The organism is Streptomyces sp. NBC_00466, assembly GCF_041433995.1.
Taxonomy (GTDB): Bacteria; Actinomycetota; Actinomycetes; order Streptomycetales; family Streptomycetaceae; genus Streptomyces.
Genome location: NZ_CP107896.1, coordinates 1,952,591 through 1,975,640, shown reverse-complemented (window position 1 = coordinate 1,975,640; position 23,050 = coordinate 1,952,591). Strand labels below are relative to the sequence as shown.

Annotated in this window: 20 protein-coding genes; 9 read left to right on the top strand and 11 right to left on the bottom strand. The window is 69.4% G+C overall.

From position 1 onward, the window contains the following. The first annotated feature begins 76 nt into the window (after positions 1 to 76). Positions 77 to 2,464 (top strand): transglycosylase domain-containing protein, encoded by a 2,388-nt coding sequence (locus OG210_RS08690; protein ID WP_328330823.1) that lies wholly within the window; start codon positions 77 to 79, stop codon positions 2,462 to 2,464. Between the two features lie 115 nt (positions 2,465 to 2,579). On the opposite strand, the gene OG210_RS08685 is transcribed toward OG210_RS08690, so the two are convergent. The 5 genes from OG210_RS08685 to OG210_RS08665 form a co-directional block, all read right to left on the bottom strand. After that, positions 2,580 to 4,043, bottom strand: a complete 1,464-nt coding sequence (locus tag OG210_RS08685; RefSeq protein ID WP_328330825.1) for a catalase — start codon at positions 4,041 to 4,043, stop codon at positions 2,580 to 2,582. 189 nt (positions 4,044 to 4,232) lie between these two features. Beyond that, on the bottom strand, positions 4,233 to 6,065 hold the full coding sequence (locus OG210_RS08680; RefSeq protein WP_328330827.1) for a SpoIIE family protein phosphatase: 1,833 nt from the start codon (positions 6,063 to 6,065) through the stop codon (positions 4,233 to 4,235). 214 nt (positions 6,066 to 6,279) lie between these two features. Next, positions 6,280 to 6,945 (bottom strand): DUF402 domain-containing protein, encoded by a 666-nt coding sequence (locus tag OG210_RS08675; RefSeq protein ID WP_371535635.1) that lies wholly within the window; start codon positions 6,943 to 6,945, stop codon positions 6,280 to 6,282. A 131-nt stretch (positions 6,946 to 7,076) separates the two neighbouring features. After that, complete coding sequence (locus OG210_RS08670) at positions 7,077 to 8,465, bottom strand: class II fumarate hydratase (RefSeq protein WP_328330831.1); 1,389 nt, start codon at positions 8,463 to 8,465, stop codon at positions 7,077 to 7,079. Between the two features lie 115 nt (positions 8,466 to 8,580). Continuing rightward, complete coding sequence (locus OG210_RS08665) at positions 8,581 to 10,245, bottom strand: fumarate hydratase (protein ID WP_371535631.1); 1,665 nt, start codon at positions 10,243 to 10,245, stop codon at positions 8,581 to 8,583. 246 nt (positions 10,246 to 10,491) lie between these two features. On the opposite strand from OG210_RS08665, the gene OG210_RS08660 reads away from it, so the two are divergent. Together OG210_RS08660 and OG210_RS08655 are read left to right on the top strand one after the other, a co-directional pair. Next, complete coding sequence (locus tag OG210_RS08660; RefSeq protein WP_371535628.1) at positions 10,492 to 11,163, top strand: DUF1707 domain-containing protein; 672 nt, start codon at positions 10,492 to 10,494, stop codon at positions 11,161 to 11,163. A gap of 169 nt (positions 11,164 to 11,332) precedes the next feature. Further along, the gene (locus OG210_RS08655; protein WP_164265645.1) at positions 11,333 to 11,701 is read left to right on the top strand and encodes a WhiB family transcriptional regulator; all 369 of its coding nucleotides are present in this window, start codon (positions 11,333 to 11,335) and stop codon (positions 11,699 to 11,701) included. A 178-nt stretch (positions 11,702 to 11,879) separates the two neighbouring features. On the opposite strand, the gene glpX is transcribed toward OG210_RS08655, so the two are convergent. Then, a complete protein-coding gene (glpX, locus tag OG210_RS08650; protein WP_328330838.1) occupies positions 11,880 to 12,911 on the bottom strand; it encodes a class II fructose-bisphosphatase in 1,032 nt (343 codons plus the stop codon). 126 nt (positions 12,912 to 13,037) lie between these two features. On the opposite strand from glpX, the gene OG210_RS08645 reads away from it, so the two are divergent. Next, complete coding sequence (locus tag OG210_RS08645; RefSeq protein ID WP_328330840.1) at positions 13,038 to 13,634, top strand: DUF4245 domain-containing protein; 597 nt, start codon at positions 13,038 to 13,040, stop codon at positions 13,632 to 13,634. A 77-nt stretch (positions 13,635 to 13,711) separates the two neighbouring features. Here the strand turns inward: OG210_RS08645 and OG210_RS08640 are convergent, their stop codons facing one another. From OG210_RS08640 to OG210_RS08625, 4 genes are all read right to left on the bottom strand, one after another. Next, complete coding sequence (locus tag OG210_RS08640; protein WP_328330842.1) at positions 13,712 to 14,302, bottom strand: malonic semialdehyde reductase; 591 nt, start codon at positions 14,300 to 14,302, stop codon at positions 13,712 to 13,714. 335 nt (positions 14,303 to 14,637) lie between these two features. Further along, positions 14,638 to 14,865 (bottom strand): exodeoxyribonuclease VII small subunit, encoded by a 228-nt coding sequence (locus OG210_RS08635; RefSeq protein WP_266853611.1) that lies wholly within the window; start codon positions 14,863 to 14,865, stop codon positions 14,638 to 14,640. A gap of 105 nt (positions 14,866 to 14,970) precedes the next feature. Beyond that, the gene (xseA, locus tag OG210_RS08630; protein ID WP_328330845.1) at positions 14,971 to 16,185 is read right to left on the bottom strand and encodes an exodeoxyribonuclease VII large subunit; all 1,215 of its coding nucleotides are present in this window, start codon (positions 16,183 to 16,185) and stop codon (positions 14,971 to 14,973) included. A 107-nt stretch (positions 16,186 to 16,292) separates the two neighbouring features. Continuing rightward, complete coding sequence (locus OG210_RS08625; protein ID WP_328330847.1) at positions 16,293 to 17,663, bottom strand: APC family permease; 1,371 nt, start codon at positions 17,661 to 17,663, stop codon at positions 16,293 to 16,295. Between the two features lie 115 nt (positions 17,664 to 17,778). Here OG210_RS08625 and OG210_RS08620 point away from each other — a divergent pair, with 115 nt between their 5' ends. Then, positions 17,779 to 18,819 carry a 4-hydroxy-3-methylbut-2-enyl diphosphate reductase gene (locus OG210_RS08620; protein WP_371535621.1) on the top strand — a complete coding sequence of 347 codons (1,041 nt, stop codon included), beginning with the start codon at positions 17,779 to 17,781 and terminating at the stop codon, positions 18,817 to 18,819. Positions 18,820 to 18,918: 99 nt separating this feature from the next. Beyond that, a complete protein-coding gene (ppgK, locus tag OG210_RS08615; RefSeq protein ID WP_328330851.1) occupies positions 18,919 to 19,656 on the top strand; it encodes a polyphosphate--glucose phosphotransferase in 738 nt (245 codons plus the stop codon). Positions 19,657 to 19,823: 167 nt separating this feature from the next. Here the strand turns inward: ppgK and OG210_RS08610 are convergent, their stop codons facing one another. After that, a complete protein-coding gene (locus OG210_RS08610; protein WP_371540219.1) occupies positions 19,824 to 20,288 on the bottom strand; it encodes a DUF6542 domain-containing protein in 465 nt (154 codons plus the stop codon). Between the two features lie 233 nt (positions 20,289 to 20,521). On the opposite strand from OG210_RS08610, the gene ychF reads away from it, so the two are divergent. The 3 genes from ychF (at position 20,522) to OG210_RS08595 (ending at position 22,619) form a co-directional block, all read left to right on the top strand. Further along, complete coding sequence (gene ychF / locus OG210_RS08605; protein WP_328330853.1) at positions 20,522 to 21,610, top strand: redox-regulated ATPase YchF; 1,089 nt, start codon at positions 20,522 to 20,524, stop codon at positions 21,608 to 21,610. Between the two features lie 329 nt (positions 21,611 to 21,939). Further along, a complete protein-coding gene (locus OG210_RS08600; RefSeq protein WP_328330855.1) occupies positions 21,940 to 22,224 on the top strand; it encodes a hypothetical protein in 285 nt (94 codons plus the stop codon). Further along, positions 22,206 to 22,619 carry a DNA-binding protein gene (locus tag OG210_RS08595; protein ID WP_328330857.1) on the top strand — a complete coding sequence of 138 codons (414 nt, stop codon included), beginning with the start codon at positions 22,206 to 22,208 and terminating at the stop codon, positions 22,617 to 22,619. Before OG210_RS08600 ends, OG210_RS08595 begins: the two co-directional genes overlap by 19 nt. Positions 22,620 to 23,050 lie beyond the last annotated feature (431 nt).

Genomic DNA, 23,050 nt, shown 5'->3' with positions numbered 1-23,050 from the left:
CTGTCCCAAGGTGCTCAGGAAGCGGTGTTAGCTTTCGACAGCTGGTGTGGGTGAGAGAAGGCGGAGTCACAGAGCGATGGGCCGTGCGGACGATCGACGAGCCCGGCAGCGCGGGGCGCGCCGGGGCAAATCAACGAAGAGCGGGAAGAGCGGGATACGCAGGCTCTTCACCTGGAAGAAGGTCCTGGGCGGCTTCTTCGTGTTCTGCCTGCTGGTGATGGGCGCGTTCGTCGTGTTCTACATGTACGTGCCGGTGCCGAAGGCGAACGCCGACGCGGAGCTCCAGAGCAACGTCTACAAGCTCAGCAACGGCAAGGTGATCGCCCGCACGGGCAAGGTCAACCGGGAGAAGGTCGACCTCTCCGAGGTCCCGCTGGAGGTCCAGCACACCTTCGTCGCCGCCGAGAACAAGACCTTCTACAAGGACCACGGAGTCGACTTCAGGGGCACCGCCCGAGGGCTCTACAACACGGTCCAGGGCCGGAAGCAGGGTGGTTCGACGATCACCCAGCAGTACGTCAAGAACTACTACCTCAGCGCCGACCAGACGGTCACCCGGAAGCTCAAGGAGCTGGTGGTCTCTCTCAAGATCGACCGGAAGTTCTCCAAGCAGCAGATCCTCGCCGGGTACATCAACACCAGCTACTACGGCCGGGGCGCCTTCGGTATCCAGGCCGCGTCCCAGGCGTACTACGGGATCGACGCCAAGAACCTGAACGTGAGCCAGGGCGCCTATCTCGCCTCGCTGCTCCAGGCGCCGAGCCAGTACGACTGGTCGTCCGCGACCGCCGAGGGCAAGAAGCTGGTCAAGGAGCGCTGGGCGTACACCCTGAACAACATGGTCGAGATGAAGTGGATCGACCCGACCAAGCGCGCCCAGCAGAAGTTCCCGATACCGCAGAAGCCCAAGCCCGAGAGCGGCCTGAAGGGCCAGACCGGGTATCTGGTCAAGGCCGCCAACCAGGAGCTCGAGGCGCAGGGCATCTCCGAGGCGCAGATCGATGCCGGCGGCTGGACGGTCACGCTCAACATCGACCCGAAGAAGCAGGCCCAGCTGGAGAAGACGCTCAAGGACCAGCTGACCAGCAAACTGCACCCCAAGAGCAGCACGGTCGACGCGGACACCCAGGCAGGCGCGGTCTCGGTCAACCCGCACACCGGCGCCATCGAGGCGCTCTACGGCGGCGAGGACTACCTCAAGCACGAGTACAGCAACGCCAAGCGCGTCGACTATCAGCCCGCCTCCACCTTCAAGCCGCTGATCCTGGCGGCAGCCCTGGAGTCCGGCGCCAAGACGCAGGAGGGCCAGCCGATCAAGGCGAATACCGTCTACGACGGTGACAGCCGCCGACCGGTGGTCGACGCCAACGGCAACAAGGTCGGCTTCGCGCCGCCCAACGAGGACAACCAGAGCTACGGCCAGATCACCGTCCAGACCGCTATGAACAACTCGGTCAACTCGGTGTTCGCCCAGATGGGCGTGGACGTGGGCCTCGACAAGGTCAAGAAGCTCGGCGTCGACCTCGGCATGAGCTCCCTGAAGAACGCGCAGGCCGTGCCCGCCATGACCCTCGGTTCCTACGGCGCGAGCCCGATGGAGATGGCCGGGATCTACGCGACCTTCGACAACCACGGCAAGAAGGTCACCCCGACCATCGTGAAGTCGGCCACCCACCCCAACCGGGAGCCGTACAAGCCGCAGAAGGCGATCGGCGACCAGGTGATCAGCCCGCAGACGGCGGACGCGGTCACCTCGGTCCTGACCGGTGTGGTCGACCAGGGCACCGGTACCGTCGTCAAGCGGAAGTCACAGCCGGTCGCCGGTAAGACCGGTACGTCGGACAACAACAAGTCCGCCTGGTTCACCGGCTACACCCCGGACCTGGTGACCTCGGTCGGCATGTTCGGTGAGGCGGCCAAACCGCGCGTGGAGAACGGCAAGAAGATCCAGGCGGGCGCCCAGGTCACCATCAGCGGCGCGGCCGGCAGTGGCACCCGGGTCAACGGTGGTGGCTTCCCGGCCGAGATCTGGGCGGCGTACACCTTCGGCCTCGATATGAAGCCGAGCAAGTTCAGCCTGGACACCGACCAGGGCGCGGCGATGGCACCGACCGCTCCGCCGCCCTCGACCCCGCCGCCGACCCATTCGGCCCCGCCGCCGTCCAGCCCCGCGGCCCCGCCGCCGTCATCGCCGCCGGCGTCTCCGCCGGGCAGCCCCCCTCCGAGCCACACCACGACGAACGGCGGAGCCGGCAACCCCTCCACCGGGGGCGGTACGAACGGCGGCACGTCGACGAACGGCGGAGCCGGCAACCCCTCCACCGGGGGCGGTACGAACGGCGGCACGTCGACGAACGGCGGCGGAGCCGGCAACCCCTCCACCGGGGGCGGTGCGAACGGCGGCTCCACGACCGGCACGAACAACGGCACCACCAACGGTGGGCCGCTGGACTGGCAGGGCTGACGCCGGGCAGTACTGACGCCGGAGCAGCACCGACGCCGGAGCAGCACTGACGACAACGGAGCAGGACCGGGCCCGCGGGCCCGGTCCTGCTCCGTTCCGTTCTGTTCCGGGTGGATCAGCCCGGTTTGGCCTTCGCCGCGATCCGGTCGCCGGTCGCCTTGTCGATGTTGCGCCAGTACTGCAGCGCCCGGTCGAGGACCGGCGCCGAGACACCCTGCGCCAGATGGCCGGCGACGTTGTCCACGAGCCGGGCGCGCTGCTCGTCGTTGAGGACCTGGCGCACCATCGTGCCCGGCTGGCCCCAGTCGTCGTCGTCCCGGCGCAGCTTGTACGCCTCCCGGACCATCTCGCCCGCGCTCTCCCAGCCGGCGGGCTCGCCGTAGCGGGCGGTGTCGGCCGCCGGGCCGCCCTTCGAGTTGGGGGCGTACGGCGCGGACGCCGCCGACGGCTCGTACCGCATGGGCCCGTCCTTCGCGTACGAGTTGACGGGCGAGCGCGGCCTGTTGGGCGGCAGCTGCATGTAGTTCGGCCCGATCCGGTAGCGGTGCGTGTCCGGATACGAGAACAGCCGGCCGAGCAGCATCTTGTCCGGCGAAGGACCGATGCCCGGCACCATGTTCGACGGCTCGAAGGACGCCTGCTCGATGTGGACGAAGTGGTCGTCCGGGTTCTTGTTGAGCGTCATCCGGCCGACGTCGATCAGCGGGTAATCGCTGTGCGGCCATACCTTGGTGAGGTCGAACGGGTTGAAGCGGTAGTCCGGGGCGTCCTCGAACGGCATGATCTGGACCTTGAGCGACCACGTGGGGGCGTTCCCCGACTTGATCGACTCGAAGAGGTCCCGGCGGTGGAAGTCCGCGTCCTGCCCGGCCATCGCGTCGGCGTCGGCCTGCGTCAGGAAGTCGATGCCCTGGTCGGTCTTGAAGTGGTACTTGATCCAGAACCGCTCGCCCGCGCCGTTCACCCACATATAGGTGTGCGAGCCGTAGCCGTTCATATGGCGCCAGGTCTTGGGGATGCCCCGGTCGCCCATCAGCCAGGTCACCTGGTGTGCGGACTCGGGCGAGAGCGTCCAGAAGTCCCACTGCATGTCGTTGTCGCGCAGCCCGTTGTCCGGGCGGCGCTTCTGACTGCGGATGAAGTCCTGGAACTTGATCGTGTCACGGACGAAGAAGACCGGCGTGTTGTTGCCGACCAAGTCGTAATTGCCTTGCTCCGTATAGAACTTGAGCGCGAAACCGCGCGGGTCGCGCCAGGTGTCCGGGGAGCCCATCTCACCGGCGACCGTCGAGAAGCGGGCCAGCATCTCGGTGCGCTTGCCCGGCTGGAAGACATCGGCCTTGGTGAACTGGCTGACGTCGTTGGTCACTTCGAAGATTCCGTACGCACCGGAGCCCTTGGCGTGCACCACCCGCTCGGGGACCCGCTCCCGGTTGAACTGCGCCATCTTCTCGATCAGATAGGCGTCGTGCAGCAGGATCGGACCGTCGGAACCGACGGTGAGCGAGTGCTCGTCGCTCTCCACCGGGATTCCCGCGTTGGTGGTGGTGCAGGTGGCCTTCTTGATTGCCTCGCTCACGAGCGTCTTCCCATCGTTCGAGGGGGTTGAGGTCGCTTCGTCCGCGTGCTCAGTGAACCGCCCCGACACCTGGTCGGCAACATTTGGTTTCCGTTGGGATGACGGGCCCGGACAGCACTGAACCCGGTGGGTCTCCGGAGCTTCCGGAGACCCACCGGGTTCAGCGGCCGGGCCGGGACCCGGCCCGGCCTACTCGGGCGGCGCGGCCGGCACCTGGATCTCGAACCAGACCACCTTGCCGGTGGAGAGCCGGGTGGCCCCCCACCGCCGGGTCAGCCGGTTCACCAGGAACAGGCCCCGGCCGCCCTCGTCGGTGTCCCGGGCCTTGCGCTGGCGCGGCAGCTGCGGGGAGTCGTCGCCGACCTCGCAGCGCAGTACGTCGGTACGCAGCAGCCGTAGCGTCACCGGCCGCTCCGCATACCGCACGGCGTTGGTCACGACCTCACTGACCAGCAGCTCGACCGCGTCCGACATCTCATCGAGGCCCCAGCGCTCCAGCGCTCTGCGCACCAGGCGCCGGGCGCGGCCGGGGGCCTGCTCCTCCGGGTCGAGGAACCAGTACGCGACGTCGCTCGGCGCGATCCCGTCGAAGCGGGCCGCGAGCAGCGCGATGTCGTCGTCCCGGTCGCCGGGACCCAGCATGTCCAGCACTTCGTCGCAGAGGGCCTCCAGCGGCGGCGAGTGGTCAGGCCCCGTCAGCTCGGCGGTGGCCGCGAGCCGCTCCCGCAGCTGCTCGATCCCGGTCCAGACGTCCCGCAGCCGCGACTCGACCAGGCCGTCCGTGTAGAGCAGCAGGGTGGCACCCGCGGGCGCGTCCAGCTCGACCGCCTCGAAGTCCACACCGCCCACCCCGATCGGGGCACCCGGCGGGACCACCAGGACCTCCGCACGGCCGCCCAGATGCAGCAGGACGGGCGGCGGGTGGCCCGCGTTGGCGATGGTGATCCGGTGCGCCACCGGGTCGTACACGGCGTACAGGCAGGTCGCCATCCGGTCCGAGCCGAGCCGCTGGGCCTGTTCGTCCAGATGGTGCAGCACCTCGGCCGGCGGCAGGTCCAGCTGCGCCAGCGTCTGCGCCGTCGTCCGGAGCTGGCCCATGATGGCGGCCGATGTCATGGAGTGCCCCATCACATCGCCCACGACCAGCGCGACCCGGCTGCCGGGCAGCGGAATCGCGTCGTACCAGTCGCCGCCGACCCGCGCGGTCTCGGCCGCCGGCAGATAGCGGGACGCCAGCTTGACGCCGGTCGGCTGGGGCAGCGAGTCCGGCAGCATGGTGCGCTGGAGCTCGTCGGCGATGTACGCCTCGCGCCCGTACAGCACGGCCTTGTCGATGCCGAGCGCGGTGTGGGTGGCCAGCTGGGCGGCGACCAGCAGGTCGTTGGGCTCGAACGGGGGCCGGTCGGGGCGGCGTACGAACACGGCGGCGCCGATCACCCGGCGTCTGCCCCGCAGCGGGGCGAGGATCGTGCGGTGCCCGTTCGGTACGGTCCGGTCGGGCCCCAGCAGCTCGGGCAGCGCGGCGCGGGCCGCGGCGGAGTCCCCGAAGACCGGGCGCACGCCCCGGAGCACTTCGGCGAGTGCGCCCCCGGAGGCCACCTCGCACAGCTGCGCCGCGAGCGGTTCCGGCTGCTCGTCGGAGTCCTCCTCGTCCACTAAACGCAGCCGGTCGGTGCGGCGCAGCCGCAGTACGAACGGGACCACCGGACGCTCGTCGCCCACCGGCAGCGGATCGCGGAGGAAGACGAGTATCGCGTCGGAGAACGTCGGCACGGTCGCTCTGCACAGTCCGAGGACGATCTCGTCCAGGTCTATGCCCCGGGCGATACGCCGGGTGGCAGCCCCCACGAACCGGAGTCTGTCGCCCTCACTGCGTCCGGGTGAGACCGCGGGCGCCGGTGGGGGCGCGGGGATGGCCCCCGCGGCCGCCACGTCGGCGTCCTTCTGCCGGGGGCGAGTGGGTTCGTGCGGCCGGGCAGCCGTGGGCTGCCGGCCTTCGTGGGAGGTGGTGTGCTCCGTCACGCGAGGGATTCCGTCCGTCCGAGGCAGGTGTGCGATGCAACCGCTTCGAGGGGTCGTATACCCGCTGTCATGGCTGCACCCCCCTGTAGTGACATTCGGTCAGTTCAACTGCTGCACGGGTTCGTTGTCATGGGTTCGTGTCATGGGATCGATGTAGGGCGCAGCCTTGCGGAGGACGATCCTACGTTTGATCCCCGGGGGCGCATCAAGGGTCTCACGACGGCACGTACGCGGGCGTGCGGTCCCAGTCGTCCGGAAGGACGGGCACGGTCCACCGCGGATCGGGCCGCCACTCCTCCCAGCCGTCGGTGAACGGAGACCCCCAGGACTCGATCATCCCGACCGCCTCCCGGCCCGCCTGCCGCACCCGCCGCGCCTGCCCGGCGTCCATCAGGCCGACCTGCTGGGCCTGGGCGAACTCGTCCTCGTCCAGCCACTGCCAACTGCGGTCGGGCAGCACGGAGATGTCCAGGAAGTGGTCCTCGGAATCGACGCCGCCCGCCCACCGGCGGTGCGGTTCCTCCAGATTCACGTACCAGCTCTTGAAGCGCCATCCCCGGTCCCACCACAGCCACACGGACCAGGGCTCACGGGGCCGCGCCAGTTTCAGCACACCCATGCCCCACCAGCGGTCGCGCACGACGGTGCGCGGCTTGGTGTACCGGGTGGCGAGCGGCTCCCGGTGCACGGGAGTCCCGTCGGCGAGCGCGGGCTTCATGCACTCGGTGCCGGGTGCCAGCCAGACCGCGAGCAGGTCATCCGTGTCCTGCACGACGGTCACCGGGCGGCAGATGTGCAGGTGGTCGGACGCGTTGCCGCGGTAGCGCCAGAGAATGTGGTCCCCGGGCGTCCAGTGTTGTGTTCCTCCTGCACCTGTCATGCGGAGATCTTAGGAGTACGGACGGTGCGGCGCAGCGATGCGGGTCACCCGGATATCCGGGGCTCCGCCTCCGGGCGGGGCCGGCTCTCACCCCTGCCGGGGCATACCCCGCACCTGTCCACGGCCGCTGTTCACGGCCGCGTCATGCTCAGGACGTCCAGCGCCGCGTCCAGCTGCTCCGCCGTCAGATCGCCCCGCTCCACGTACCCCTCGGCCAGCACGACGTCCCGGATGGTCCTGCGCTCGGCCACCGCCCGCTTGGCGACCTTCGCGGCCTCCTCGTACCCGATGTACTTGTTCAGCGGCGTGACGACCGACGGCGAGGACTCCGCGTACTCCCGGGCCCGCTCCGGGTGCGCGGTGATCCCGTCGACCGTGCGGTCCGCGAGCAGCCGGGAGACGTTGGCCAGCAGCCGCACCGACTCCAGGACGTTCTTGGCGATGACCGGCAGCATCACGTTCAGCTCGAAGTTGCCCGCGGCACCGGCCGCCGCGACCGTCGCGTCGTTGCCCGTGACCTGCGCCGCCACCATCAGCACCGCCTCCGGGATCACCGGATTTACCTTGCCGGGCATGATGGACGAACCGGGCTGGAGGTCGGGCAGCGAGATCTCGGCGAGGCCGGTGCGCGGGCCCGATGCCATCCAGCGCAGATCGTTGGAGATCTTCGTCAGCCCGGCTCCGATCGTCCGGAGCTGGCCGGACGTCTCGACGATCCCGTCCCGGGCGCTCTGTGCCTCGAAGTGGTTGCGGGCCTCGGTCAGCGGCAGCCCGGTCGCCGCGGCCACCTCGGCGATGACGGCGGCCGAGAAGCCGGGCGGGGTGTTGATGCCGGTGCCCACCGCGGTACCGCCCAGGGGCAGTTCGGCGAGGCGGGGCAGCGAGGCGTTGAGCCGCTCGACGCCGTACCGGATCTGCGCCGCGTATCCGCCGAACTCCTGGCCGAGCGTCACCGGTGTGGCGTCCATCAGATGCGTACGCCCGGACTTGACCACCTCCGAGAATTCGGCGGCCTTGCGCTCCAGCGCCCCGGCCAGGTGGTCGAGCGCCGGGATCAGATCACGGGTGACGGCCGCCGTCGCCGCGATGTGGATCGACGACGGGAACACGTCGTTGGACGACTGCGAGGCGTTCACATGGTCGTTGGGGTGCACCGGGCGCCCCAGCCGCTCGGTGGCGAGGGTGGCCAGCACCTCGTTCATGTTCATGTTGGAGGACGTGCCGGACCCGGTCTGGAAGACGTCCACCGGGAACTCGCCGTCCCACCGCCCGTCGGCGACCTCGGCCGCCGCGTCCTGGACCGCCTGCGCGAGATCCCCCTCGATGACCCCGAGCCCGGCGTTGACCTTCGCCGCCGCGGCCTTGATCCGGGCCAGCGCCTCGATGTGCGCCCGCTCCAGGGTCTGGCCCGAGACGGGGAAGTTCTCCACGGCCCGCTGGGTCTGGGCGCGCCACTTGGCGCCGGCGGGGACCCTCACCTCGCCCATGGAGTCGTGCTCGATCCGGTACTGCTCAGTCATCGTCGTACCTCCACATCGGACAGCAACGTCTGACGGGAGGGTGTTCCCGGCCGCGGACAGAACATCACCCCCCACCGCCGTCCGGCCGTGAGGGGTGATCGGTGGTCCTGTGCTGCTATGCCTGGCCGGGGGCGCGGACCGGGATGCTGAGGATAGTGGGGGACTCGGCGGGCGCCTGGAAGAAGTCGTTGCCCTTGTCGTCCACCACGATGAACGCCGGGAAGTCCTCGACCTCGATCTTCCAGACGGCTTCCATGCCCAGCTCCTCGTACTCCAGGACCTCGACCTTCTTGATGCAGTCCTGGGCGAGCCGGGCCGCCGGGCCGCCGATCGAGCCGAGGTAGAAGCCGCCGTGGCTGCCGCACGCGTCGGTGACCTGCTGGGAGCGGTTGCCCTTGGCGAGCATCACCTTGGAGCCGCCGGCGGCCTGGAACTGCGCCACGTACGAGTCCATCCGGCCGGCCGTGGTCGGGCCGAACGAGCCGGACGCGTACCCCTCGGGGGTCTTGGCGGGGCCCGCGTAGTAGACCGGGTGGTCCTTCAGGTACTGCGGCATCTCCTCGCCCGCGTCCAGCCGCTCCTTGATCTTGGCGTGCGCGATGTCGCGCGCCACGACCAGCGGCCCGGTCAGCGAGAGCCGGGTCTTGACCGGGAACTTGGTCAGCTCGGCGAGTACGTCGTCCATCGGCCGGTTCAGGTCGATCTCGACAACGTTGCTGTCCTGCAGGTGCTCGTCGGTGGTGTCGGGCAGGAAGCGCGCCGGGTCGGTCTCCAGTTGCTCCAGGAAGACGCCTTCGGCGGTGATCTTCGCGACGGCCTGCCGGTCGGCCGAGCAGGACACGGCGATGGCGACGGGCAGCGAGGCGCCGTGCCGGGGCAGCCGGACGACGCGGACGTCGTGGCAGAAGTACTTTCCGCCGAACTGCGCGCCGATGCCGATCTTCTGGGTCAGTTCGAAGACCTTCTGCTCGAGGTCCGTGTCGCGGAAGCCGTGCCCGGTGGGGGAGCCCTCGGTGGGCAGCTCGTCCAGGTAGTGCGCGGAGGCGTACTTGGCGGTCTTCAGTGCGAACTCGGCCGACGTGCCGCCCACGGTGATCGCCAGGTGGTACGGCGGGCAGGCGGCCGTACCCAGGGAGCGGATCTTCTCCTCCAGGAACTTCATCATGGACGCCTCGTTGAGGACGGCCTTGGTCTCCTGGTAGAGGAACGACTTGTTGGCGGAGCCGCCGCCCTTGGCCATGAAGAGGAACTTGTACGCGTCGCCGTCGATGGCGTACAGCTCGATCTGCGCGGGCAGGTTCGAGCCGGTGTTCTTCTCCTCCCACATGGTGAGCGGGGCCATCTGCGAGTACCGCAGATTGAGCTTGGTGTACGCGTCGAAGATGCCGTGGGACAGGGCTTCCTCGTCGCCGCCCGAGGTCAGCACGTTCTGGCCGCGCTTGCCCATGACGATCGCGGTGCCGGTGTCCTGGCACATCGGAAGGACGCCCGCGGCCGCGATGTTGGCGTTCTTCAGCAGGTCGAGCGCGACGAACTTGTCGTTGGACGAGGCCTCGGGGTCGTCGACGATCTTGCGCAGCTGGGTGAGGTGGGCCGGGCGCAGATAGTGCGAGATGTCATGCATGGCTGCGGCGGCGAGCGTGCGCAGCGCCTCGGGCTCGACCTTGAGGAACGTACGCCCGTCGGCTTCGAAGGTGGAGACGCCCTCGGCGGTCACCAGCCGGTACGGCGTGGTGTCCGCTCCCACGGGAAGCAGATCGGAGTACGCAAACTCTGGCATGACGGCCATTCCTCACTCGGCAGACGCGGGCTGGCCTCCATCGGCACAGCATTCACCAGCGTAGAACCACCGGAGGGGCGCGCGGTGGTGAGGTAGGACTCACCTCCTGCCAGGGCCTGTCGCCGAAGTGCCGTCGTCGCCCGAGGGCGGGGAGGGGAGACGGAGGGAGACGGTGGCTTCGTCCGAGGCCGAGTTGGGTGGTCCGTGCACTAGTCGCGATCTATCGCGTTTGGGTACGCTGGGCCGGTGGACCTCGAAAAGCACTCCCAGCAGCCGCAGCCCGTCGGCATCCGCGCGTCCGACGCCGACCGCGACCGGATCGCAGACATCCTCAGGGACGCCCTGGCCGAGGGGCGCCTCGACGCCGATGAGCACTCCGAGCGGATCGAGTCGGTCTACCGCGCGAAGACCCTCGCCGAGCTGGAGCCGCTGGTGCAGGATCTGCCCGCAGCCACCACCGGCAGCCGCCCCGACCCCGGCGCCGCGCAGTACGCGGTCCCGGACGACCCGGACACCCCGGTCACCGCGGAGAACCTGGTCGCGGTCTTCTCCAGCTCGACCCGGAAGGGCCGTTGGCGCGTCGGCCGCAGGACGAATGCCTTCTCGCTCTTCGGCAATGTCGAGATCGACCTCACCGAGGCGCTGTTCGAGCAGCGGCTGACCGTCATCAACGCCACCGCGATCTTCGGAAACGTCGAGGTCAGGGTCCCGGAGAACGTCACTCTGCGCGGCAGCGGCACCGGGATCTTCGGCAACTTCGAGGTCGACACGCTCGAATCGGAGAACCCGGAGGCGCCTGTCGTGGTGGTGAACGGGTACGCGGTCTTCAGCAACATCGAGGCCAAGCCGAAGCGGGGCAAGCTGGTGGCGGACCTGCGCACCATGGTCGACAAGAAGCTGCGCAAGCACCTCGGTTAGCAGGCGCCGGGCGGCCCGGGAACGCCGGGCGCTCCGGGCCCGGCACGCGCCGGGGCCGGGCGCCGCCGACGGGTTCGTGACGGCCTGAACCCAGTGCATAGGCGTGCGCACAGCGGGTAGGGACTGCAGCATCGTCTCTCGCTCGCGAAGCCGTCGTCAGGAGTAGACCGTGCTGCATCCGCCGCATCAGTCCTTGCAGGTAGCTGCCGTGCCGCCGCAGCGCGCTCCGGCACGGGAGGATCAGGCAGGGCCCTGGCATTCGGAGGCGGTGTGCCGCCGGGACGAGGCGGGGCTCTTCTTCGCCCCGTCCAAGGAGCCGACGGCCGCCAGACTCGCCCGCGAAGAGGCGGCGAAGCGGGTCTGCGCCCGCTGTCCGGTGCTGGTGGAGTGCCGCGAGCACGCGCTGGTGCAGCCCGAGCCGTACGGAGTGTGGGGCGGGCTGACGGCCGCCGAGCGCCGTGTGGTCCTCGCCCGGCGCAGGCGTCGCGAAGTGGAGCTCAGGAGCACGGTCCAGGACCCTATGGCACAGGCGGGCTGACCGGGCGGCGGGACCGCGTACGTACGCAGGCATCACGCGCACGGGACACGCGTACGTACAAGGCATCACGCGCACGGGACACGCGTACACAGGCATACGGAAGGGGCGCCCCCAGCCGCACACGGGGGGCGCCCCTTCCTGCTCAGCCCTGCTCGGTCCTGCTTGGTCCGGCTCGGTCCTACTTGGCGCGGTCGAAGTCCACCGTGCTGTACGCGCGCAGCTTCGACAGCCGGTGCGTCGAGTCGATCTGACGGATCGTGCCCGACTTGGAGCGCATGACCAGCGACTGGGTCGTCGCGGTCTCGGCCCGGTAGCGCACTCCGCGCAGCAGTTCGCCGTCGGTGATGCCGGTGGCCACGAAGAACACGTTGTCGCCGCCGACCAGGTCGGTCGTGGAGAGCACCCGGTCCAGGTCGTGGCCCGCGTCGATGGCGCGCTGGCGCTCGGCGTCGTCCTTCGGCCAGAGCTTGCCCTGGATCGTGCCGCCGAGGCACTTGATCGCGCAGGCACTGATGATGCCTTCGGGCGTACCGCCGATGCCCATCAGCAGGTCGACGCCGGTCCCTTCCCGTACGGCCATGATCGAGCCGGCGACGTCGCCGTCCGAGATGAACTTGATCCGGGCGCCGGTCTCCCGGATCTCCTTGACGATGCCCTCGTGGCGGGGGCGGTCGAGGATGACCACGGTCACGTCCTCGGGCGAGGAGTGCTTCGCCTTGGCGACCCGGCGGATGTTGACCGACACGGGGGCGTTGATGTCGACGAAGTCGGCGGCCTCGGGGCCGGTGACCAGCTTGTCCATGTAGAAGACCGCGGACGGGTCGAACATGGAGCCGCGGTCGGCGGCTGCCAGTACGGCGATGGCGTTCGGCATGCCCTTGGCGTTGAGCGTGGTGCCGTCGATCGGGTCGACGGCGATGTCGACCTCAGCGCCGGTGCCGTCGCCGATGTGCTCCCCGTTGAAGAGCATCGGGGCTTCGTCCTTCTCGCCCTCGCCGATGACGACGACGCCGTTCATGGAGACGGTGGAGACGAGCGTACGCATCGCGTTCACCGCGGCCCCGTCCGCGCCGATCTTGTCGCCGCGCCCGACCCAACGGCCGGCGGCCATGGCGGCGGCCTCGGTGACCCGGACGAGCTCCAGGGCGAGGTTGCGGTCGGGGGCCTCCGGGGAGACCTCCAGCTGGGAAGGGAGATGATGCTCGGTCATCGGCACGCACCTTTCTGATACGACGACGGCCGTATGTAGAGGGTTCGTTCGATTCTATCGTCCGGCCGACAAAATGAGCACCGGGGCCCACGCATGAGCAGCGTGGCCACCTGAGACCATGGGTCCGTGGCAGGTACGCGAAGCAAGCAGACAGTGCGCGGAATGATCCAGTCGATGGTGGTCATCCTGGCCGCTGTCGCGGTCATCTACGTGTTCGTTCCGCACGGTGGCACTTCGGAGCCGGTGAAGCCCGTCGACTACCGGGTGGAACAGCTCTCGGCGCAGCGCGCGGCACCGTATCCGGTGCAGGCGCCGGTCGGGTTGCCGGAGGGCTGGAAGGCGACCTCGGTCTCGTATGCCCAGGAGAGTGGCCATGCGTGGCACCTGGGGTTCCTGGACCCGGAGCAGCAGTACGTCGCGGTGGAGCAGGGCACCGGGCCGTCGGACAGGTTCGTCGCGACCGTGAGCAAGGACGCGTCGAAGACGTCGCAGACCCAGCAGGTGGGGGGCGAGACCTGGCAGCGCTGGAAGGGCCCCAAGTACAACGCGCTCGTACGCCGGGACCACGGCTCGACGACGGCGGTCACGGGGACGGCGCCGTACGGGCAGCTGGCACAGATGGCGGCGGCGCTGAAGGCCGAGAAGCCGGAGCCCGCTGCGAAGTCGGAGACCGGTGGGAAGGCGGAGACCGCTGGGAAGGCAGGGAGTTCCGCGAAGCAGTGAAGCAGTGAAGCAGCCGGCATGGAGAGGCCGCCGCACCCCAGGGGTGCGGCGGCCTCTCCATGTGCCGTGCGGGTGGCTCAGACGGTGGTGATGACCTCGTCGAGCGAGAGGCGCGGGGAGCGCGGGAACCAGGCGTCGTCGCCCGGCTTGCCGATGTTGATGATCATCAGCGGGGTGTGGTCGTCGTCCAGGAACTCCTTCTGGACACCGGCGGGGTCGAAGCCCGTCATCGGGCCCGCGGCCAGACCGGCGGCGCGCACGCCGACGATGAAGTAACCGGCCTGCAGGGTGGCGTTGAGGTGGGCGGCCTGCTCGCGGGCCGGGCGCTCCGAGAAGAACGCGTCCTTGGCCTGCGGGAAGTGCGGGAACAGCTGCGGGAGCTCCTCGTGGAACTCGTTGTCCGCGGAGAGGATCGCGACCAGCGGGGCGGTGGCGGTCTTCGGCTGGTTGCCCTCAGCCATGTGCTGAACCAGGCGCTCACGGGCCTCGGCGGAGCGGACCAGGGTGATGCGCAGCGGCGACTGGTTGAAGGCGGTCGGACCGTACTTGACCAGGTCGTAGATCGCCTGCACCTGCTCCTCGGTCACCGGCTCGTCGGTGAAGGTGTTCGCGGTGCGGGCCTCACGGAAGAGGAGGTCCTGGGCGGCGGGGTCGAGAACGAGCGACATCTTTCGTACCTTCCGGACATGCAGTGGATCAAGGGATGCTCCGACTGTACGGCCAGGATGTATTAAGATTCAACTAAATCCGCCCCGTCGTGATCGTCCTCACAGCGTGTGGGCCGCCCACAGGGCGTCAAGATCAGGCCAAGAGCGAGGCCGAAGCGGCCAGGGTCAACGCGGCCAAGGCCCAGGCGGCGAAGGCCGAGGCGGCCACGGCCAGGGTCGAGCAACGTTTGCCCGGCAGCTGAGTCCGGCCCCTGAGCCCGCACTCTGAGCGCGCACTCTGAGCCCGGCCCCTGAGCCCGTCACCCGTGAGCGTTACGGGATCCCGCCGGGCGCTCTCATCCCTCGCCCGGTTCCGTACCTTCCCCCAGCGCAGCGTCCAGCCGGGCCCGCGCACCCTCCAGCCAGCCGCGGCACACCTTGGCCAGCTCCTCCCCGCGCTCCCACAGCGCCAGGGACTCCTCCAGGGTCGTCCCCCCGGTCTCAAGACGCCGTACGACTTCGATCAGCTCGTCGCGCGCCTGCTCGTACCCGGGGGCCGTTCCGTCCGTCTTCGCCTCTGCCATCTCATCCACCCTGGTCTCATCCACCCTGATCTCATCCACCATGGTCCCGTCGGCCACATCTACCCGGCCGCATCCACTCCGGCCCGGCCCCGTCCACGCTGAATCTCACTGCTGCGGGCTCACCGTCACGCCCAGCTCGCCCCCGGCGACCCTGGCCCGCAGCGGTTCCCCGTCGGCGACCTCGCCCGGTGCGCGCACCACCGCCCCGTTCTCCCGCTGCAGCACCGCGTACCCCCGCTCCAGCGTCGCCGCCGGAGAGAGCGCCACGACGCGGGCGCGGGTGTGGGAGAGCTCCGAGTCCGCGCGGTCCAGCAGATGCCGCAGCGTCCGCCGACTGCGCTCCACCAGGGCGTCGACGGCTTCCTCGCGCTCCTCGACCATCCGCTGCGGCCGCTCCATCGACGGCCTGGCGAGCGCGGCGGCCAGCCCGCGCTGCTCCCGGTCGAGCAGCCCCTGCACGGTCCGCAGCGAGCGGTCCCGCAGCAGCCGTACGCGTTCCAGCTCCTCCCCGACGTCCGGTACGGCCTTCTTCGCCGCGTCCGTCGGGGTGGACGCCCGGACATCGGCCACCAGGTCGAGCAGCGGTGAGTCCGGCTCGTGGCCGATCGCCGACACCACCGGTGTACCGCACGCGGCCACGGCCCGGATCAGCTGTTCGTCCGAGAAGGGGAGCAGATCCTCCACGCTGCCCCCGCCCCGCGCCACGATGATCACGTCCACACCGGGCAGCCGGTCCAGCTCCTGCACGGCGTCGACCACCTGGGGCACCGCGTGCACCCCCTGCACCGCCACATTCCGTACCTCGAACCGGACGGCGGGCCAGCGCCGCCGTGCGTTCTCCAGGACGTCCCGTTCCGCAGCGCTCGCGCGCCCGGTCACCAGGCCGATCAGCTGCGGGAGAAACGGCACGGGCCTCTTGCGGTCCAGCGCGAAGAGCCCCTCGGCGGCCAGTGTCCGCTTCAACTGCTCAAGGCGGGCGAGCAGTTCACCGATCCCCACCGGCTTGATCTCCACGGCCCGCAGCGACAGCTGGCCGCGCGGTGCGTACCACTCCGGCTTCGCGTGCACCACGACCCGCGCGCCCTCCGACACCACGTCGGCGACCGCGTCGAAGACCTGGCGGAAGCACGTCACGGACACCGAGATGTCGTACGAGGGGTCGCGCAGCGTCAGGAACACCACCCCCGCGCCCGGCCGGCGCGAGAGCTGGGTGATCTGCCCCTCGACCCAGACCGCGCCCAGCCGGTCGATCCACCCCCCGATGAGCCGTGACACCTCGCCGACGGGCAGCGGCGCGTCCGCACTCGTATTCAGAGCCATGTACGCAGGTTAAGCGGTGCCACTGACAGCCCGGCCGCCACGCGCGGCCGGGTACGCCGAGGCCATGGACGCCGAGGCCACGGACGGCCCGGGGCGAGAGCCGGCCGTCACACCTCGCGTCCGGCGCGGCTGCTCCGCTGCACCCCGAGCACCATGAGCCCGGCCACTAGCCAGATCAGCCCGACCCACTGGGCCGTGCTCGTCGCCTCCACGATCACCGCGATCGTTACCGCCGCGCCCAGCACCGGCATCAGCACATGCCGCCACCAGACCGGCGGCCCCTCCGCCTTCCGTACCGCGAACCAGCCCACCACCGACGCGTGCAGCAGCAGGAAAGCGGTCAGCGCCCCGATGTCGACCACCGAAACCAGCCGGTCCAGACCGTCGCCGCGGCGCGCCGCCCACACCGCGGCGATCAGCGTCACCACCGCCGCCAGCAGCACAGCGAGCCGCGGCACCCCGGACGGGCCGTTCACCCTGGAGAGGACGTGCGGCAGCCGCCGGTCGCGGCCCATCGCGAAGAGCAGCCGGCCCGCCGCCGCCTGGCCCGCGAGGGCGGCGAAGGCCGCGCCGATCGCCTTGCTCACGGCGACCAGGTCGTGCAGCCAGCTGCCGACCGACGCGTCCACCGTGTCGTAGAAGGCCGAACCCTGCGCGGCGGGCTTCGCGGCCAGCTGGGCGGAGGACATCGGCTCCAGGACCGCCGCAAGATACGACTGCACGATGAAGAGCACACCCGCGAGCACCAGGCAGAACAGCACCGCCCTGGCGACCTTCGCCGACCCGCCGGTGACCTCCTCGGCGAACGTGGCGATCGCGTCGAAGCCCAGATACGACAGCACCGCGACGGACACCGCCCCGAGTACCGCCGTCAGCGAGAACCCGCTGTCACCGGTGAAGGGCGTCAGCCAGCCGCGCTGGGCGCCGTCCTGGACGAGCACCACGATCGCGGCCACCACGAACACCGCCAGAACACCGATCTCCAGCATGAGCACCGCGAAGCCGACCCGGGCCGCCGCCCGTACGCCCCACAGGTTCAGCGCCGTGGTCACCACCACGGCGAGCGCGGTCCACACCCACCGCGAGACCGAGGGCACCAGCGAGTTCATCGCGATTCCCGAGAAGAGGTACGCGACGGCCGGGATCAGCAGGTAGTCGAGCATCGCCATCCACCCGGCGATGAACCCGGGCCCCTGGCCGAGCCCCTTGCGGGCGTACGCGAAGACCGAACCGGCCAGCGGGACGACCCGCACCATCTGCGCGTAACTGAACGCGGTGAAGGCCATCGCGATCGTCGCCGCGATGTAGACGAGTACGACGGCACCGTGCGACTTGGCATCGAGGGTGCCGAAGATGCCGACCGGGGCCATCGGGGCGATGAAGAGCAGCCCGTACACCACCAGATCCCGGAACCCGAGATTTCGGTGGAGTTCCGGCGCCTTCACTCCACTGCCCGCAGCCGTCTCGTCAGAAGTCATGGCATCAGTCTTCCCACAAGTGCGGACCCCGTCCCACCTGACACGGCCCAAGGCCCGCCCGGCGACGGCCGGCGGGCCCGCCGGCCCACGGCCCGCCGCGGGACAGGCCGTTACGATGGACCGCATGACTGCTACGCCCAGCCCGTCACCCGCCGCCACCCCGACCGGAGACGCCGCGCGAGGCAGCGGCGCCCGTCGAGTCCTGCTGGCCGCCCCGCGCGGGTACTGCGCGGGTGTGGACCGCGCCGTGATCGCCGTCGAGAAGGCCCTTGAGCAGTACGGTGCGCCGGTCTACGTCCGCAAGGAGATCGTCCACAACAAGTACGTCGTGCAGACGCTGGAGAAGAAGGGCGCCGTCTTCGTCGACGAGACGCAGGAGGTGCCCGAGGGCTCCATCGTCGTCTTCTCCGCGCACGGTGTCGCCCCTGTCGTCCACGACGAGGCCGCCCAGCGCAGTCTCGCCACGATCGACGCCACCTGCCCCCTGGTGACGAAGGTCCACAAGGAAGCCGTCCGCTTCGCGAACGACGACTACGACATCCTGCTGATCGGCCACGAGGGCCACGAGGAGGTCGTGGGCACGAGCGGTGAGGCGCCCGAGCACATCACGCTCGTCGACGGCCCCGAGGACGTCGCCAACGTCACCGTGCGCGACGAGTCCAAGGTCGTCTGGCTCTCCCAGACCACGCTCTCCGTGGACGAGACGATGGAGACGGTCGACGCGCTCAAGGAGAAGTTCCCGCAGCTGATCTCGCCGCCCAGCGACGACATCTGCTACGCCACGCAGAACCGCCAGACCGCGGTGAAGCAGATGGGCGCGGACGCCGACCTGGTCATCGTCGTCGGCTCCAAGAACTCGTCCAACTCGGTACGGCTGGTCGAGGTCGCCCTCGGCGCCGGTGCCCGCGCCTCCCACCTGGTGGACTTCGCGGAGGAGCTGGACGAGGCCTGGCTGGAGGGCGTCACCACGGTCGGCGTGACCTCGGGCGCCTCGGTCCCGGAGATCCTGGTCGACGGCGTACTGGAGTGGCTCGCCGCCCGGGGCTACGGCGACGTGGAGATCGTGAAGGCGGCCGAGGAGTCGATCACCTTCTCGCTGCCCAAGGAGCTCCGCCGCGACCTGCGCGCCGAGGCCGCCGACCTGTCGGGCAAGTAGCCGCAGGGGGCAGGGGCGTGACGGGGGCGCCGGCGTGACCGGGGAGCCCGGAATCCGCTCCGACAAGTGACGGAGGGCTCCACGCCGTAACGTGGAGTCATGCAGATCTTCGGTGTGGATATCGGCGGATCCGGGATCAAGGGCGCTCCCGTTGACCTGGACCGCGGAGACCTGGCGCAGGAGCGCCACAAAGTGCTGACCCCGCATCCGGCCACACCCGACGGTGTGGCCGACGGGGTCGCCGACGTCGTCAGGAACTTCGACTGGTCGGGCACGGTGGGGATCACCTTCCCCGGCGTGGTCACCGACGGCACGGTCCGTACCGCGGCCAATGTCGACAAGAGCTGGATCGATGTCGACGCGGCCAAGCTGATCGGCGGCAGGCTCGGTCTCCCGGTGACCGTGCTGAACGACGCCGACGCCGCGGGCATCGCGGAGATGACCTTCGGAGCGGGCCGGGGCCGCAAGGGAACGGTCATCCTGCTCACCTTCGGTACGGGGATCGGTTCGGCGGTCTTCCGCAACGGCGGCCTGGTCCCCAACACGGAGCTGGGCCATCTCGAACTGCACGGCCACGACGCGGAGACGCGCGCGTCGACGAAGGCCAAGGAGGACGAGGACCTGAGCTGGCACCACTGGGCGCACCGGGTGCAGAAGTATCTGGAACACGTGGAGATGCTGTTCTCGCCCGAGCTGTTCATCATCGGCGGCGGAGTGAGCCGCAAGGCCGACAAGTTCCTGCCCCTGATCGAGGGGGTCCGGGCCGAGATCGTGCCCGCCGAACTGGAGAACAACGCGGGCATCGTGGGCGCGGCGATGGCGGCGTCCAGCCGCTGAGCGCGGAGGCCGGGGCACGGCAGACGGGCGGCACGGAGACGGACGGGCGGAGGAGACCGGCGGAGGAGACCGGCGGGGGAAACAGGCGAGGGAGACGACAGCGTCCCTGCCCGACGCCCCCCGCCCGCCCGCCAGTCCGTCCAGCTGCAGCCGGTCCGCCGACCAGGTCAGCGGTAGCGGCGCCGGATCATCCGGACCTTCCGTACGGTGGTGATCACCCCGGCGACGAGCGTCCCGCCGTACAGCCAGCCGGCATTCAGCGCGAGTGTCGTGATCAGGGCGACGATGCGGCCGCCGGCCCCACCGGTGCCCCCGGCGATCGGCAGCGAGCCGAAGGCGAACGAGATCGGCACGCTGATCGGCGCTGTCACCAGGTCGGCGGGGCGCACCCAGAGAGCGGTCAGCGCCGCGACTGGCAGGAACAGCAGCCCGTACATCAGCGGGCCGCCGTCGAACAGCAACGAGTCCAGGCAGCCGAGCAGGAACATCACCGCCGCGCTGAAGATTCCGCCGCCGAGACCGGTCAGCCGGGGGTTGGGGAACCGGCGCAGCGCGATCGCCACCGGAGGCGCCGGGCGGGCGGCCCGCACCGGGGCCGCCCGGTAGACGGTCGCCGGCGCGGGCGCCACGATCCTGCTCTCGGAAGGACCGTCGGCCGGCGTCGTACGAATCCTGGGTCGCTGCTCCACGTGACCAAAGTAGGTCGCAAGGCGGGAGGAATCCGGCGTTGGACACGCGCTTTGGGCGAGCTTGGCGAACAGTTCGATCCGACGGGGCGCCGGGAGCCGCACGACACGCCCGTAAACTGGGGGATCGGCCCACCCCCGGGCCGGTACATCAGCTCTCGCTACGGGAAGTCGCCAACGTGTCGCTCACGATCGGAATCGTCGGTCTGCCGAATGTCGGCAAGTCGACCCTGTTCAACGCCCTGACCAAGAACGACGTGCTGGCGGCCAACTACCCGTTCGCCACCATCGAGCCGAACGTCGGCGTCGTCGGGGTCCCCGACAGCCGGCTGGCCGTGCTGGCCGAGGTCTTCAGCTCCCAGAAGGTCATCCCGGCGACCGTCGACTTCGTCGACATCGCGGGCATCGTCCGGGGCGCGAGCGAGGGCGAGGGGCTGGGCAACAAGTTCCTGGCCAACATCCGCGAGTCCGATGCGATCTGCCAGGTCATCCGGGCCTTCAAGGACGAGAACGTCGTCCACGTCGACGGCAAGGTCTCGCCCAAGGACGACATCGAGACCATCAACACCGAGCTGATCCTCGCCGACCTCCAGTCGGTGGAGAAGGCGGTCCCGCGCCTCACGAAGGAGTCCCGCCTCCAGAAGGAGAAGGTCGCGGTACTGGCAGCCGTCGAGGAGGCCCAGAAGATCCTCGAAGCGGGCACCACGCTCTTCGCGGCGGGCATCACGGCCAACACCGAGAAGGGCCACCTCCTCCACGAGCTGCACCTGCTCACCACCAAGCCCTTCCTGTACGTCTTCAACGTCGACGAGGACGAACTGGTCGACGAGGACTTCAAGAACGAGCAGCGTGCCCTGGTCGCCCCCGCAGAGGCGATCTTCCTCAACGCCAAGATCGAGTCCGAGCTGATCGAGCTCGACGACGCGGAGGCGCTGGAACTCCTCCAGTCGATGGGCCAGGAGGAGCCGGGCCTGGCGACCCTGGGCCGCGTCGGCTTCGCCACGCTGGGCCTCCAGACCTACCTGACGGCAGGTCCGAAGGAGTCCCGCGCCTGGACGATCAAGAAGGGCGCCACGGCCCCGGAGGCGGCCGGTGTCATCCACACCGACTTCCAGAAGGGCTTCATCAAGGCCGAGGTCATCTCCTTCGCCGACCTGGTCGACATGGGCTCGGTGGCCGAGGCCCGGGCCAAGGGCAAGGCCCGGATGGAAGGCAAGGAATACGTGATGCAGGACGGGGATGTGGTCGAGTTCCGCTTCAACGTGTAGCGGCTGACATATCACCACGTCGCTGATCTGGCAAACATGCAGGTCAGAAGGGGCCCGACTCTTCGGAGTCGGGTCCTTTGTTTTTTCCCGTGCTGGGATGGTGCTGGGATAGCTGACCCCTCGTCACCTGTCGTCATACCTGGTCATCCGTACCGTGCTGGGATTGTGCTGGGATGGGATGGGAGCGCCCGTGCTGGGTTTGGGATGTTGCGCTGCCCGATGTGGGAGCGAGCGGGAGAGGCTCCATGTGCACACCTTCTTCACGACTCTGAGGCTCCACGCAGGTCCGGGCGTAGCACTTTTCCTACTCTTTTGACACACTCGGGGGTATGGGTGAGACGACGTACAGCATCGGGGAAGGGCCGGCGACGCGGGTGAGCCTGTCGCTGCCCGAAGGGACCGCAGAGGCGATCCGGGCGCGGGTGGGCAAGCGGGAGTTCTCCGCGTTTATCGCTGAGGCGGTCGAGCGTGAGCTGCGCGGGCAGGTCCTCGACGAGTATTTGGCGGACTACGAGAGCCGCAAGGGGCCGGTCTCCGAGCAGGCTCGTCAGCGGGCACGGCAGGTCTTCGACGAGGTATTCGCCGAGGAGGGCGAGTGGCCCGCCGCAAGCTGAGTCACGAGGGGACGCTGGTCCTCGACAGCGAAGGGCTCTCGAAGATGCTCGCCGACGACGAGCAGGTGGTGTCCCTGGTCGCCGAGGCGCGCTCGCGCGGTATGGAGGTCGCGATCAGTGCGCTCACCATCATCGAGGCCGTTCACGCTCGTACGAACAAGTCCCGCCTGAACTGGGTGCTCTCCGGACTGCGCGTGGTACCGGTGGGCGACGAGGAGGCGAGGGTGGCTTCGAAGTTGCTGATGGATGCTGGTTTGCACGGGCATAAGTACGCGATCGATGCGGCGGTCGCCGAGGCCGCGCTGCGACAGCACCGCCCGGTGGTCATGTTGACCTCCGATATCGACGACATGGTTAAGCTCTGCGGCGATCGGGTCCGGCTCGTGGCGGTCTGATTTCTGCGGTCGGGAGTGGTCCGGAAGGCTCTTGGGTCGGTCTTGCCCCAGACGTCTTGGTTATTGCGCGCTGGATGTGGGTGCGTACGGTTAGGACGCTGAGGACGAGTTCTTCGGCGATCTCGCCGATGGGTGGCTTCCGGTGAGAGGAGGGCTTCGCCTGCGGCCGTGGGTGCGGATACCCGCGAGCAGTGCGTCGGTGATCCGACTCTGCATAGGCGACGGGGCGCGTGTGCCGTCGATCTTGTCGTGATCGGTTCATTTGCCAGAGCGGAGCGCTCGTTTAGACATAGGCTGAGAGGTCTTGTCACAGGTGAGGGCCGGATGTGGCCTGGTCGAGGAGCGGCAGCGTATGAGCGGGCGGGCACGGAGTCGTGAGCAAGTCCCGGAGCAGCTGAAGTTAGCGGCCCGAAGGTCTCCCAACTTCGGGC